This window comes from Rubrivivax sp. JA1026 (assembly GCF_011065555.1).
GTDB classification, from domain to species: Bacteria; Pseudomonadota; Gammaproteobacteria; order Burkholderiales; family Burkholderiaceae_C; genus Rubrivivax; species Rubrivivax benzoatilyticus.
The window spans coordinates 222825-236774 of record NZ_JAALCQ010000007.1; the positions used below are offsets into that span (position 1 = coordinate 222825).

Here is a 13950-nt window from a genome sequence, read left to right on the forward strand (position 1 = left end):
GGAACGGGCCGTCAGCCGGGCAGGCCGGCGCAGGGATCGCGGCGCGGCATCGCCGGCACCGCAACACCGCGCTCCTTGGCGCGTGCGGCCATGTCGGCGTGGTGCTGCTCGACGTAGGCGCGGCAGTCGGCGCGCGTCGTCATCGACCGCATCTTCGTCTGGTGCGCGGCACGTTCCTCGGGCGTCATCAGCGCCCAGCCGGGTGTCACGCCCGGGCCCCAACGCCCCGCGCCCGGGCCGCGACCACCCACCGGCCCCATGCCGCCGCCCATGCCCGGGCCCATTCCGGGGCCTATGCCGGCAGCGGGTGCGCTGGCCGGCGCGGCCGGCGCCGGGGTCTGCGCGCAGACGGCCGCGGCAGCCAGCGCCGCGGCGGCGAACACGAAGGCAGTGCGGGTCGGGAACATCGTCGCCTCCTGGAGTGGAGGCCTCAATCTACCCCCGGTGGTATGCAGGAGCTTGATCCAGGGACAGGCCCGTGGCGATGCGCGCCAGCCGGGCATGGGCCCGCACCGGCTCGGCGTCCAGCGCCAGCCAGCGTGTCGGCAGTTCGCCGTCGGCCGGCACGTCGGCGCTCAGGCGGGCGATGAAGCAGAAGTCCAGGTGCCAGTGCTCCGGCTCACCCTTGCGCGGGTTGGCGGGGATGGCGTGCAGGTCGACGTCGATGGCCCTTTCGTCCAGCACGGCGACGCCGGCGATCGCGGCGCCGCATTCCTCGCGCAGCTCGCGCGCAGCGGCCTGGCGCAGCGTCTCGCCGGCTTCGAGGTGGCCGCCGGGCTGAAGCAGCCGGCTCAGCGTCGGGTGCTCGACGAGCAAGGTGCGCCGGCCGGCGGCATCGACGACGAAGACGCTGGCCGTCAGATGCCAGGGGAAGCTGGAGCGCCGGCCGTGTGCCGCCGTGACCGGCGCGCAGCGGTCGAACGCCGCCCAGTCCAGCCCGGGGCGGGCGGCACGCGCGCTCGCGATCTCGGCCAGCACGGCGGCCAGCGGCAGTTCATCCATCGAAAGAGGCCCGGAAATAGAAACGGCCCGCGCACCCGAAGGTGGCGGGCCGTGATCTCAGCTGACTCAGAACGGAATGTCGTCGTCCATGTCGTCGAAGCCGGTGCTCGACTTCTGCGGCGCCGGGGCACGCGGCGCGGGGGCCTGCGGGCGCGGTGCCGGGGCGCGGCGCGCCGGTGCGGCGCCCATGTCGTCGCCACCGCCGTAGTCGCCGCCGCCACCGCTGCCGCCTTCACGGCCGCCGAGCAGCTGCATCTCCATCGCGATGATTTCGGTCGTGTACTTCTCGACGCCGTCCTTGTCGGTCCACTTGCGGGTCTTCAGGCGGCCTTCGACGTAAACCGGGCGGCCCTTCTTCAGGTATTCACCGGCGATCTCGGCCAGGCGGTCGTAGAACACCACGCGGTGCCACTCGGTCTCTTCCTGGCGCTCGCCGCTGGTCTTGTCCTTCCACTGGCGGCTGGTGGCGATGGTGACGTTGCAGATCGCCGAGCCGCTGGGGGCGTAGCGCACTTCGGGGTCGCGGCCGAGGTTGCCGACGAGGATGACTTTGTTGACCGAGGCCATGGGGGATGCCCTCCTGGGGTGGGCGAAGACGAGAGGGGAAACACGGACGCCGGCGCGAAGGCCGGCACTGGGCGCCGATGATACCGGCCGCCCCGCCCGCCGGGGCCCGGTTCGGCGCATCACCCCTCCCGGTGGGAACATCCCCCTCGCGAGGGCGCGCCGATGCCGCGGCACGGCTCGCGTACCATCCGGCCCCTCCATGAGTCCCGCCCCCGTCGAGGCCGATCCCGCGCAGCAGGTGCTGCACGAGGTGTTCGGCTACACCGCCTTCCGCGGCCGCCAGCGCGAGATCGTCGAGCACGTGGCCGCCGGCGGCGACGCCCTGGTGCTGATGCCCACCGGCGGCGGCAAGAGCCTGTGCTACCAGGTGCCGGCGATCCTGCGCCACCGTGCCGGCCAGGGTGTCACCGTCGTCGTCTCGCCGCTGATCGCGCTGATGCACGATCAGGTCGGCGCGCTCGACGAGGTCGGCGTGCCCGCGGCCTTCCTGAACAGCACGCTCGACGGCGACGAGGCGCGGCGCATCGAGCGCGATCTGCTCGCCGGCCGCCTGGTGCTGCTCTACGCCGCGCCCGAACGCATCCTGACGCCGCGTTTCCTGGCGATGCTGGAGTCGCTGGCCGAACGCGACCGGCTGGCGCTGTTCGCGATCGACGAGGCCCACTGCGTCAGCCAGTGGGGCCACGACTTCCGCGAGGAATACCTGGGCCTGTCGGCGCTGCACGAGCGTTTCCCGCAGGTGCCGCGCATGGCGCTGACGGCCACCGCCGACGCCCACACGCGCGAGGACATCGTCGCGCGGCTGAAGCTGGAGGACGCGCGCCGCTTCGTCTCCAGCTTCGACCGGCCGAACATCCGCTACACGATCGTCGAGAAGGACGAACCCAAGCGCCAGCTGCTGCGTTTCCTGCGCGACGAGCACGAGGGCGACGCCGGCATCGTCTACTGCCAGAGCCGCAAGAAGGTCGAGGACACCGCCGCCTGGCTCAGCGACGAAGGCATCCCGGCGCTGCCGTATCACGCCGGCCTGGACGCCGAGACGCGCCGCCGGCACCAGGACCGCTTCCTGCGCGAGGACGGCCTGGTGATGGTCGCGACGATCGCCTTCGGCATGGGCATCGACAAGCCCGACGTGCGTTTCGTCGCCCACCTCGACCTGCCGAAGAACATCGAGGCCTACTACCAGGAGACCGGCCGCGCCGGCCGCGACGGCCTGCCCGCCGACGCCTGGATGACCTACGGCCTGGCCGACGTCGTCAACCAGCGCCGCATGATCGACGACGGCGAGGCCGACGAGGAGTTCAAGCACCTGCAGCGCGGCAAGCTCGACGCGCTGCTGGCGCTGGCCGAGGCGCATGACTGCCGCCGCGTGCGCCTGCTCGGCTACTTCGGCGAGCGGTATGGCGAAGGCGACGAGCACGCCGGCGCGGTGCCCAGGCTGCGTTGCGGCAACTGCGACAACTGCCTGGCGCCGCCGGCCACCTGGGACGCCACCGAAGCGGCGCGCAAGGCGCTGTCCTGCGTCTACCGCTTCCGCCAGCAAGGCGGCCAGCGTTTCGGCGCCGGCCATCTCGTCGACGTGCTGCGCGGCAAGCAGACCGACAAGGTCGCGCAGTACGGCCACGAGACACTGTCGACCTTCGGCATCGGCGCCGACGTCGCCGAGACGCAGTGGCGCGGCGTGCTGCGCCAGCTGATCGCGCTGGGCCATCTGCGCACCGAAGGCGAGTTCAACACGCTGGAGCTGACCGCCAGCGCGCGCGAGGTGCTGCGCGGCGAAGTGCAGCTGCTGCTGCGCGTGCCGGCCGAGACGCCGCGGCGCGGCCGCACCACGCGCACGCGCGCCAGCGCCGACAAGCCGCCGCCGCTGCCGCTGGACGAGGCCGCCACCGCACGCTTCACGGCGCTGAAGGCCTGGCGCGGCGAGGTCGCGCGCGAGCACAACGTGCCGGCCTACGTCGTCTTCCACGACGCCACGCTGGCGGAGATGGCACGCGAACGCCCGGCTTCGCTCGACGAACTGGCCACGATCAGCGGTGTCGGCACGAAGAAGCTCGAGGCCTACGGCGAGGAAATCCTGCGCGTGCTGCGCCAGGACGCTTGATCTGCGTCTATCCAGACAGGTCGCCTGAAACGATACTCATGCATCAGGGGGACCATCTCGACCGGACCCCGGCAAGCGGGGAGACCCGGGAGGGCGGGGTAAAGGTGGCGGGAAACACCCAAGAGCACACGCCGGTGCTGACCGCGGCAGATGCCGCCGAACCGCTGCTGCCCGAACACGCGGGCTTCTTCGCCGGGCGCGTCGTCGCCATCGGCGCTTCCGCCGGCGGGCTCGACGCGCTGGCCCGCGTCTTCAAGGCGCTGCCGCCGGACACCGGCGCCGCCTTCGTCGTGATCCAGCACCTGTCGCCGGACCACAAGAGCATGATGGCCGACCTGCTGGGCCGCTACACCGAGATGCCGGTGTGCGTGGCCGAGCACGACATGGCGCTGGCACCCAACCGCGTGCACCTGATCCCGCCGGGCAAGATGATGCGCGTGGCCGGCGACCGGCTGCAGCTCGCACCCAAGCCCGAACACGGGCTGACGCTGCCCATCGACACCTTCTTCAGCAGCCTGGCCGAGCAGTTCGCCGACCGGGCGATCGCCGTCGTGCTCTCGGGCACCGGCTCGGACGGATCGCGCGGCGTGCAGGAGATCAATGCCGCCGGCGGTGTTTTCTACGTGCAAGACCCAGCCACCGCCAAGTTCGACGGCATGCCGCTGTCGGCCAGCCACGCCGCGCAATACGACTTCATGGGCAGCGCCGAGGCGCTGGCCGCGCAGCTGACGACGCAGCTCGTGACGCCGCGCGCCGAAGGCACGCGCCACCTGTCGCCGCACGCGCCGGCGGTCGCCCAGCCGCTGGACACGATCCACGAGATCCTGCTGCACTCCAGCGGCATCGACTTCCGCCAGTACAAGCCGACGACGGTGCTGCGCCGCATCGAACGCCGCATGCAGGTGCTGCACTGCCCGTCGCTCGTCGAGTACCGAGAGCGCCTGGCCGGCTCGCCCGACGAGCAGGTGCTGCTGCGCCGCGAGCTGCTGATCCCGGTGACACGCTTCTTCCGCGACGCCGAGGTCTACGACCTGCTGGCCGAGCAGGTGATCCCCGACCTCGTCACGCGCGCCGGCCACGAGGGCATCCGCGCCTGGGTCTCGTGCTGCGCCACCGGCGAGGAGGCGTACTCGATCGCGATCCTGTTCGCCGAGGCCTTCCGCAAGGCCGGACGCACGCGGCCGGTGAAGATCTTCGCCACCGACGTCGAGCAGCAGTACCTGGACCACGCCGCCGCCGGCCTGTACCCGGAGACGATCGCCGCCGAGATCTCGCCGGAGCGCCTGGCGCAGTTCTTCATCGAGCGCCAGGGCCGCTACCAGGTGCAGCCCGAGCTGCGCCAGATGATCATCTTCGCGCGCCACAACGTCATCGCCGACCCGCCGTTCACGCGCATGAACCTGGTCAGCTGCCGCAACGCGCTGATCTACATGGAGCCGCCGGCGCAGGAGAGCGCGCTGCGCCGCCTGCAGTACGCGATGGCACCGGGCGCGCACCTGATGCTCGGCCCGAGCGAGTCGCTCGGCGACCTGCACCGCGACTTCCAGGCGCTGAAGTCGCGCAGCAAGGTCTATCGCCTGCTGCGCCGCGACCGCTCGGTGGCGACGATCGACATGCGCGGCCTGCACCAGAGCCGCCTGGGCGAGACCGTGCGGCGCGGCGGCACGCTGCCGCCGATGATGCCGCGCCCGGGCAACGACGGCGCGCTGGCGCTGCTGATGCAGCACTACGCGCCGCCATCGGTCGTCGTCAGCGAAGCGCGCCAGCTGATGCGCGTCTACGGCGACACCCGCCATCTGCTGCAGTTCACCGAGGGCCAGGCGACGCTGGACCTGATGAAGCTGCTGCCGCGCGACCTGGTGCCGGTGGCCAGCATGCTGCTGCAGGCCGTCAGCAGCGACGGCGCACCGCAGCGCTCGGCGCCGATCCGCCTGCCCGACGGCGACGGCTGGCGCCGCGTGCAGCTCGTCGCCCGGCCGCTGGACGGCAGCGACGACGGCGGCTTCGCGATGCTCTCGCTGGAAGACGTCCCTGACCACGAAAGCGGCGCGGCCGCCCCGGGCGGCGCCTCGGCCGCCGAGCCGGCCGACGACCGCTACCTGCGCCGCATCGAGGAGCTCGAGCGCGACCTCGCGGTCATGCACGACAACCTGCAGGCGACGATCGAGGAGCTCGAGACCTCCAACGAGGAGCTGCAGGCGACCAACGAGGAGCTGATGGCCTCGAACGAGGAACTGCAGAGCACCAACGAGGAGCTGCAGTCCGTCAACGAGGAGCTCTACACCGTCAACTCCGAGTACCAGGAGAAGGTCGACGTCCTGAACTCGGTCAACGCCGACCTGGAGAACGTCTCCAAGGCGGCCGCGATCCCGACGATCTTCGTCGACGAGGAGCTGCGCCTGACGCGCTTCACGCCCGAGGCGACGCCGCTGTTCCACCTGCGCCAGGGCGACGAGGGCCGCTCGATCGAGGACTTCGCGCACCGGCTGGACTACCCGTCGCTGTTCGCCGACCTGCGCCTGACGCTGGAGCGCGGCAGCGTCACCGAACGCGAGGTGCGCAGCCGCAACGGCCAGTGGTGGCTGGCGCGCATCCAGCCGTACCCGGGGCGCTCGCCGGGCGCCAGCCGCGCGGTGATGACCTTCGTGAACATCGACTCGGTGAAGGACTCGCAGCGCCTGCAGGCCGTCATCGACTCGCTGCCGCAGCACGTCGCCGTGGTCGACACGCACGGTGCGATCACGCTGGTCAACGAAGCCTGGCGCCGCTTCGCCACCGAGAACGGCGACCCGGCCGAACGCAGCACCGGCCCGGGCGCCAACTACCTGCGCACCTGCGCCGAGTCGGCGCTGACCGAGGCCGACGCCCGGCGGGCGCACGAAGGCCTCAGAGCGGTCCTCGACGGCCGCCTGCCCATGTTCCAGATGCACTATCCCTGTCATGCCCCGGACCGGCAGCGCTGGTTCCTCATGTACGTCGCCCCGATCGGGCAAGCCGCCGGCGGCGCCGTCGTCAGCCACGTCGACATCAGCGAATGGGTGCGGCTGAGCGGCGGCTCGCTGCCCGACGGCAGCAAGGCGGTCTCATGAGCGAGATCCAACTGCGGCAACGCGTGCGCCAGCGCGACCGTCTGGTCGCGCAGGTGGCCAGCAACGGCGCGGACCTGCGCAGCGACCTGCTGGACGCGCTGAAGCGCGGCGACATGGGCGCCGCCGAAGCGGCGCTGCAACGCAACGACACCAAGGTGCGCACGCTGGCCGAGGAGCTGCGCATCTACCAGGCCGAACTGCACGCCCAGGCCGACGAGCTGCAGCAGAGCCGCGAACGCACCGAGCAGGCGCTGTCGCGCTTCACGACGCTGTTCCTGGGCATGCCGGTGGCGTCGATGCTGGTCAGCTTCAACGGCGAGGTGATCGAGCACAACGGCCAGGCCGAGCGCCTGTTCGCGATGCAGCGCCAGACGATGAGCGCGCGGCTGCTGTTCCGCATGGTCGACTCGCAGCAGTACCAGCAGCGCGTGCGCCCGGCCTTCCACCAGGCCCGCGCGCTGGGCTCGATCACGCTCGACGAGGTCGGCTTCGTCGCCGAGGACGGCCGCCGCTTCATCGGCGAGATGCATCTGTCGACGCTGCCCGGCGATGACGAGACGCCGCAGTTCGCGATGGCCGTCATCGACCGCACCGAGCACATCGAGGACGTGCGTGCGCTGCGCGAGACGACCGAGGCGCTGCGCGTGCGCGAGGCCTTCCTCGCCGACACGGCGCGCCTGGCGCGCATCGGCGGCTGGGAGTACGACATCGAGTGCGCCACGATGCGCTGGTCCTCGCACCTGCGCCGCGTCTTCGAACTCTCCGAACACGAGCCGGCGACGCTGGAGCGCACGCTGCAGCTGTGCACGCCCGACGGCCACGCCGCGCTGTCCGGCGCGCTGCACGCGGCCAAGCCGGGCCAGGCGCCGTTCGACTTCGAGCTCGACATGCACGACGCCCACGGCCGCGCGCTGCGCGTGCGCGTCGTCGGCCATGCCGAACTCGGCGACGACGGCCCGGTGGTCATCGGCATGTTCCAGGACATCACCGCCCAGGCCCAGGCCCGGCGCCAGATCGGCGAGCTGACCGAGCGCCTGAGCGTGGCCAACGACGCCGGCGGCATCGGCGTCTGGGACTGGGACCTGCAGCACGGCGAGCTCTACCTCGATGGCCGCATGCGCGAGCTGACCGGCTTCGGCGACGATGTGGCGCCGTCGGACCTGTGCGCGGCCCTGGCCGGCTGCCTGCATGCCGAGGACGCGCCGGTGTTCGTCGACGCGGTGCACCACGCGGTCGAGGCCTGCACGGCCTTCGGCATCGAGCTGCGGCTGGCACCAGGCCCCGGCGGCGAGCGCTGGCTGCACCTGGCCGGCCGCGCCCACGTCGAGGGCGGCCCGGCACCGCGCACCGTGCGCCTGGTCGGCTGTGCCTGGGACACGACCGACGAGCACCAGCAGGCACGCCTGCTGGCGGCCAAGCAGGCCGCCGAGTCGGCGAACCGGGCGAAGACCGTCTTCCTCTCGCGCGTCAGCCACGAGCTGCGCACGCCGCTGAACGCGATCCTCGGTTTCTCGCAGCTGATGCGGCTGGAGGCCGAGGCCGGCGACCTGGTGGTCAAGCCCTACCGCGTGGCGATGGTCGAGGACGCGGCGCGCCACCTGCTGGAGCTGGTCAACGAACTGCTCAACGTCTCGGGCATCGAGAGCGGCCAGCTGGCCTTGAAGCGCGTCGCGCTGGACCTGCGCCCGCTGGTGCGCGACTGCCTGCAGATGATCGCCGCGCAGGCCGCCGAGATGCAGCTGACGATGGACGACCGCTGCAGCGACGGCCCGCCGCTGCTGGTGCTGGCCGACCCGCTGCGCACCAAGGAAGTCCTGCTGAACCTGCTGTCCAACGCCGCCAAGTACAACCGCACCGGCGGCCGCATCACGGTCTCGGCACGGCACTTCGCCGGCAGCGTCGAGCTGACCGTCGCCGACACCGGCCGCGGCCTGTCGGAGCAGCAGCTCGCCGAGCTGTTCCAGCCCTTCAGCCGCGCCGGTGCCGAGTGCTCGGGCATCCCCGGTTCGGGCATGGGGCTGTATTTCAGCAAGCGAGTCGTCGAGGCGATGGGCGGGCGCATCGAGGTCGAGAGCGTGGCCGGCGAGCGCACCGCGTTCACCGTCGCACTCGACGAGGTGCCGCTGCACGGCGCCCCGGGCGAGCGCCTCTGAGGCGGCGGGCCGGCGCTGGCGCCGCGGCGCCGGCGCTCGCTATGATGGCCGGTTGCCCGCCGCACGCTCAGCCGATGCCCGAACACCGCCCCCGCCCCGCACCCGCCGCCGAAGCCCCGGCGTTGCGCGTGCGCGGCGCCCGCACGCACAACCTGAAGAACGTCGACCTCGACATCCCGAAACACGCGCTGGTCGTGATCACCGGGCTGTCGGGTTCGGGCAAGTCCAGCCTGGCCTTCGACACGCTGTACGCGGAGGGCCAGCGGCGCTACGTCGAGAGCCTGTCGGCCTACGCGCGCCAGTTCCTGCAGCTGATGGACAAGCCCGACGTCGACGTCATCGAGGGGCTGTCGCCGGCGATCTCGATCGAGCAGAAGGCCACCAGCCACAACCCGCGCTCGACCGTCGGCACGATCACCGAGATCCACGACTACCTTCGCCTGCTGTACGCGCGCGCCGGCACGCCCTACTGTCCCGAGCACGGCCTGCCGCTGCAGGCGCAGAGCGTCAGCCAGATGGTCGACGCCGTGCTCGCGCTGCCGCCCGAGACCAAGCTGATGGTGCTGGCGCCGGTGGTGCGCGACCGCAAGGGCGAGTTCGCCGAGCTCTTCGCCGACATGCAGGCGCGCGGCTACGTGCGGTTCCGCATCGGCAGCGACGGCCAGCCGGGCGCCGTCGTCGAGGCCGACGCGCTGCCGGCGCTGAAGAAGACCGAGAAGCACGACATCGACGTCGTCGTCGACCGGCTGAAGACGCGGCCCGACATGAAGCAGCGCCTGGCCGAGAGCTTCGAGGCGGCGCTGCGCATCGCCGACGGGCGCGCCATCGCGCTGGAGATGGACAGCGGCCGCGAGCATCTCTTCAGCAGCAAGTTCGGCTGCCCGGTGTGCAGCTACTCGCTGCCCGAGCTGGAGCCGCGGCTGTTCTCGTTCAATTCGCCGGTCGGTGCCTGCCCGGCCTGTGACGGTCTGGGCCAGGTGACGGTGTTCGACCCCGAGCGCGTCGTCGCCTTCCCGTCGCTGAGCCTGGCCGCCGGTGCCGTGAAGGGCTGGGACCGGCGCAACGCCTACACCTTCTCGCTGCTGGAGAGCGTGGCCGCGCACTACGGCTTCGACATCGACACCGCGTTCGAGGACCTGGACCCGAAGGCGCGCCAGGTGCTGCTCTACGGCTCGGGCGACGAGGAGATCGAGTTCTCGTACACCGCCGAAGGCACCAAGGGCCGCCAGCGCAGCGTCAAGCGCCGCCACCCCTTCGAAGGGATCATCCCGAACTTCGAGCGGCGCTTTCGCGAGACCGACTCGGCCGCGGTGCGCGAGGACCTGGTGCGCTACCAGGCCGCCAAGTCCTGCCCGCAGTGCGAAGGCACGCGGCTGCGGCGCGAGGCGCGCCACGTCTTCCTGCGCCACGCCGCCGACGGCGACGAGGCCGCACGCCGGGGCCTGCCGATCTACGCCGTCGAGCACGCGACGCTGGCCGAGTGCCTGGCCTACTTCGAGGGCCTGAAGCTCGAGGGCGCCAAGGCCGAGATCGCCGACAAGATCGTGCGCGAGATCCGCTCGCGGCTGCGTTTCCTGAACGACGTCGGCCTGACCTACCTGAGCCTGGACCGCGGCGCCGACACGCTGTCCGGCGGCGAGGCCCAGCGCATCCGCCTGGCCAGCCAGATCGGCAGCGGCCTGTCGGGCGTGATGTACGTGCTCGACGAGCCCAGCATCGGCCTGCACCAGCGCGACAACGAGCGCCTGATCGGCACGCTGCAGCACCTGCGCGACCTCGGCAACTCGGTGCTCGTCGTCGAGCACGACGAGGACATGATCCGCGCCGCCGACCACGTCGTCGACATGGGCCCGGGCGCCGGCGTGCACGGCGGGCGCGTCATCGCCCAGGGCACGCCCGACGAGGTGGCGGCCGACCCCGAGTCGCTGACCGGGCGCTACCTGGCGCACACGCTGCGCATCGAGGTGCCCCAGCGGCGCGTCGCCGCCGACGCCGAACGCGGCGTGCTGCGCATCGTCGGCGCACGCGGCCACAACCTGAAGGGCGTCGACGTCGAGATCCCGGTCGGGCTGCTGACCTGCGTCACCGGCGTCAGCGGCTCGGGCAAGAGCACGCTGGTCAACGACACGCTCTACACCGCGGTGGCCAAGCGGCTCTACCAGGCGCATGCCGAGCCGGCCGAGCACGAGCGCATCGACGGCCTGGAGGCCTTCGACAAGGTCATCAACGTCGACCAGAGCCCGATCGGGCGCACGCCGCGCTCCAACCCGGCGACCTACACCGGCCTGTTCACGCCGATCCGCGAGCTCTTCGCCGAGGTGCCGATGGCGCGCGAGCGCGGCTACGGCGCCGGGCGCTTCAGCTTCAACGTCGCCGGCGGGCGCTGCGAGGCCTGCGAGGGCGACGGCGTCATCAAGGTCGAGATGCACTTCCTGCCCGACGTCTACGTGCCCTGCGACGTCTGCCACGGCGCACGCTACAACCGCGAGACGCTGGAGGTGCTCTACAAGGGCCGCAACATCACCCAGGTGCTGGAGATGACGGTCGAGGAGGCGCACGGCTTCTTCTCGGCGGTGCCGGCGATCGCGCGCAAGCTGCAGACGCTGCTCGATGTCGGCCTGGGCTACATCCGCCTGGGCCAGGCGGCGACGACGCTGTCCGGCGGCGAGGCGCAGCGCGTCAAGCTGGCGCTGGAGCTGTCCAAGCGCGACACCGGGCGCACGCTGTACATCCTCGACGAGCCGACGACCGGCCTGCACTTCCACGACATCGGCCTGCTGCTGAAGGTGCTGCACCAGCTGCGCGACGCCGGCAACACGATCGTCGTCATCGAGCACAACCTCGACGTCATCAAGACCGCCGACTGGCTGATCGACATGGGACCGGAAGGCGGCGCCGGCGGCGGCCGCGTGCTGATCGCCGGCACGCCCGAGGACATCGCCGCGCATCCCGGCAGCCACACCGGACGCTTCCTGGCGCCGCTGCTGGAGACGGCGCGGCGCTGGCACACGGGCGGCTGAAGCCGGCGGGTCACGGCGAGACCGGCCAGGACCGAGGCCCCGCATCCGGGCGGCTCGGGATGGCGCCCGGGCCGCGCTGACGCCAGCATGGGTGCTCCAGATCCGCCCGGGAGGCCGATGGACACGATGGACACCCCGCAGACGCTGCGCGACTGGCTGGAAGCGGCCTGGGACCGCCACCCCGTGGCGCCCCAGGACGTGTCGCAGGAGCTCGTCGCGCGCGCTGCGACGCTGCCCGACGACGAAGACGGCGCCGACGCCGTGCATCTGGCGCGGCACACGATGCTCGGCCACCTGGGCCGGACCGACCTGCTGCAGGCTTTCGTCGCCGCGCTGCCGTCCGGCACGAGGCTCGACGCGATGCGCGTGCGTGCCGAGTGGGCGCTGGCGCAGATCGAGGGCCGGCCGGCCGAGCCGCTGCCCGAGGCCGTGAGCTGGGGCCTGCTCGGCGACGTGGTGGAGGCCGAGCTGCGCCTCGGGCGCCACGACTCGCCGCGCGTGCGCGTGCTGCCGCTGGAGACCCGCGCCGCGAGCCACCCCGACCCGGCGGCGCGCCGCGCCTATGCCGCGACCGCGCACAACGTGACGCACGCGCTGCGCCTGGGCCCGCGCGAGCCGGCGCTGGACGCGCTGCTGATCGAGATGGCCGAACTCGAACGCCGCGCCTGGGAGCGGGCCGGCACCTGGATGCACGTCGAGCGCGCCGACTATCACCTGGCGCTGTGCCACGCGACGCTGGGCCACGGCGCCGAGGCGCGACGCCATGCCGAGGCCTGCATCGCGGCCTGCGAGGCCCACGACGCCGAGGCTTCGGAGCGCTTCTTCGCCCACGAGTGCGCCGTGCATGCGGCGCGTGCGGCCGGCGACGGCCAGGCCGCCGCGCATCACCGCGCCGCGATGGTGGCCCTGCTGGCCGAGGTGGAGGACGCCGCGATGCGCGCGTTCTGCGAACAGACGCTGGCGGCGGCGACGCCATGAAAAAGGCCGGCTGACGCCGGCCTCGTCTGGAACCCGGGGCGCCGCAGCGCCCGCGTGTTCACTTCAGGTGGCTGCTGATCAGCTTGGTCATCTCGAACATCGACACCTGGGCCTTCTCGAAGATGGCCTTGAGCTTGGCGTCGGCGTTGATCATCGTCTTCTTGGCCTTGTCCTGCAGGCCGTTCTTCTTGATGTACTCCCAGACCTTCTTGGTGATCTCGGTGCGCGGCAGCGGCTTGTCGCCGATGACGGCAGCCAGCGCAGCGCTCGGGGTCAGGGGCTTCATGAAGGCGGCGCTCGGGGTGCGCTTCTTGGCGGCAGCCTTCTTCGGCGCAGCGGCCTTCTTCGCCGGCGCGGCGGCCTTCTTGGCGACGACCTTCTTCGCCGGGGCGGGAGCAGCCTTCTTCGGCGCGACGGCCTTCTTGGCCGGAGCCGCCTTCTTCGCCGGTGCCTTGGTGGCCGCGGTCTTCTTCGCGGCGGTCTTCTTCGCAGTTGCCATGGGGATGTTCTCCGTCAGATGTGGCTCGACGCCGGCGCTGCGCGAAGTCTCATGCGAGCCTCGTCTGGCAGGGTGCGCCGTGCACGCGGGATGGTACTGCCTCACGAGGGTCGCTGAGAAGCGGTTTTCATAGGTGGAAGGCATTCTCGCCACGCTATGCTGCGGCCCATGAAGATCCTCGCGAGATGGTTCCTGCTGGCGGCCGCGCTGCTGCTCGTGGCCAACCTCTATCCCGGCGTCACCGTGCAGGGCTTCGGCACGGCGCTGATCGCCGCCTTCGTGCTCGGGCTGCTCAACACGCTGGTCAGGCCGCTGCTGGTGCTGCTCACCCTGCCCGTTACGCTGCTGACGCTGGGCCTGTTCCTCTTCGTCATCAACGCGCTGATGTTCTGGGCCGCGGCCAGCATGCTCGACGGCTTCCGCGTCGCGGGCTTCGGCGCGGCGCTGATCGGCTCGGTGATCTACAGCCTGTGCGGCATGGTCATCGACGCCGCCGTCGAGCAGCTCTTCGGCCGTTCGGCGCCCTGAGGGCGCCGCG

10 protein-coding genes are annotated in these 13950 nt (G+C 71.7%); 6 read left to right on the plus strand and 4 right to left on the minus strand.

Translation table 11 applies throughout. The features are described from left to right. Positions 1-11 precede the first annotated feature (11 nt). From G5B56_RS13630 to ssb, 3 genes are all read right to left on the minus strand, one after another. Complete coding sequence (locus G5B56_RS13630; protein WP_164963534.1) at positions 12-407, minus strand: hypothetical protein; 396 nt, start codon at positions 405-407, stop codon at positions 12-14. Positions 408-435: 28 nt separating this feature from the next. After that, a complete protein-coding gene (locus G5B56_RS13635; RefSeq protein WP_164963535.1) occupies positions 436-1002 on the minus strand; it encodes an NUDIX hydrolase in 567 nt (188 codons plus the stop codon). 66 nt (positions 1003-1068) lie between these two features. Beyond that, positions 1069-1569, minus strand: coding sequence for a single-stranded DNA-binding protein (gene ssb / locus G5B56_RS13640; protein ID WP_009857892.1), 501 nt, complete (start codon positions 1567-1569; stop codon positions 1069-1071). A gap of 199 nt (positions 1570-1768) precedes the next feature. Between ssb and recQ the strand changes: the two genes are divergently transcribed. The 5 genes from recQ to G5B56_RS13665 all read left to right on the plus strand — a co-directional run bounded on the left by recQ (position 1769) and on the right by G5B56_RS13665 (position 12913). Next, the gene (recQ, locus tag G5B56_RS13645; protein WP_164963536.1) at positions 1769-3673 is read left to right on the plus strand and encodes a DNA helicase RecQ; all 1905 of its coding nucleotides are present in this window, start codon (positions 1769-1771) and stop codon (positions 3671-3673) included. Positions 3674-3807: 134 nt separating this feature from the next. Beyond that, positions 3808-6762, plus strand: a complete 2955-nt coding sequence (locus G5B56_RS13650; protein ID WP_164963537.1) for a chemotaxis protein CheB — start codon at positions 3808-3810, stop codon at positions 6760-6762. Next, positions 6759-8915 carry a PAS domain-containing sensor histidine kinase gene (locus tag G5B56_RS13655; RefSeq protein ID WP_009857895.1) on the plus strand — a complete coding sequence of 719 codons (2157 nt, stop codon included), beginning with the start codon at positions 6759-6761 and terminating at the stop codon, positions 8913-8915. The genes G5B56_RS13650 and G5B56_RS13655 overlap by 4 nt, the downstream gene beginning before the upstream one ends. Positions 8916-8989: 74 nt before the next feature. Next, entirely contained in the window at positions 8990-11935 is a 2946-nt protein-coding gene (gene uvrA / locus G5B56_RS13660) for an excinuclease ABC subunit UvrA (RefSeq protein ID WP_164963538.1), read from the plus strand. Between the two features lie 126 nt (positions 11936-12061). After that, positions 12062-12913, plus strand: a complete 852-nt coding sequence (locus G5B56_RS13665) for a hypothetical protein (protein WP_138938871.1) — start codon at positions 12062-12064, stop codon at positions 12911-12913. A gap of 58 nt (positions 12914-12971) precedes the next feature. Here the strand turns inward: G5B56_RS13665 and G5B56_RS13670 are convergent, their stop codons facing one another. Continuing rightward, on the minus strand, positions 12972-13412 hold the full coding sequence (locus tag G5B56_RS13670; RefSeq protein WP_009857898.1) for an SWIB/MDM2 domain-containing protein: 441 nt from the start codon (positions 13410-13412) through the stop codon (positions 12972-12974). Positions 13413-13580: 168 nt separating this feature from the next. Between G5B56_RS13670 and G5B56_RS13675 the strand changes: the two genes are divergently transcribed. Beyond that, the gene (locus G5B56_RS13675) at positions 13581-13940 is read left to right on the plus strand and encodes a phage holin family protein (protein ID WP_029718878.1); all 360 of its coding nucleotides are present in this window, start codon (positions 13581-13583) and stop codon (positions 13938-13940) included. The last annotated feature ends 10 nt before the right edge of the window (positions 13941-13950 follow it).

Excerpts from the sequence above, each read along its gene's own strand:
- G5B56_RS13630 (WP_164963534.1), bottom strand. The coding sequence starts at position 407 with ATGTTCCCGACCCGCACTGCCTTCGTGTTCGCCGCCGCGGCGCTGGCT.
- G5B56_RS13635 (WP_164963535.1), bottom strand. The coding sequence starts at position 1,002 with ATGGATGAACTGCCGCTGGCCGCCGTGCTGGCCGAGATCGCGAGCGCG.
- ssb (WP_009857892.1), bottom strand. The coding sequence starts at position 1,569 with ATGGCCTCGGTCAACAAAGTCATCCTCGTCGGCAACCTCGGCCGCGAC.
- recQ (WP_164963536.1), top strand. The coding sequence starts at position 1,769 with ATGAGTCCCGCCCCCGTCGAGGCCGATCCCGCGCAGCAGGTGCTGCAC.
- G5B56_RS13655 (WP_009857895.1), top strand. The coding sequence starts at position 6,759 with ATGAGCGAGATCCAACTGCGGCAACGCGTGCGCCAGCGCGACCGTCTG.
- uvrA (WP_164963538.1), top strand. The coding sequence starts at position 8,990 with ATGCCCGAACACCGCCCCCGCCCCGCACCCGCCGCCGAAGCCCCGGCG.
- G5B56_RS13665 (WP_138938871.1), top strand. The coding sequence starts at position 12,062 with ATGGACACCCCGCAGACGCTGCGCGACTGGCTGGAAGCGGCCTGGGAC.
- G5B56_RS13670 (WP_009857898.1), bottom strand. The coding sequence starts at position 13,412 with ATGGCAACTGCGAAGAAGACCGCCGCGAAGAAGACCGCGGCCACCAAG.
- G5B56_RS13675 (WP_029718878.1), top strand. The coding sequence starts at position 13,581 with ATGAAGATCCTCGCGAGATGGTTCCTGCTGGCGGCCGCGCTGCTGCTC.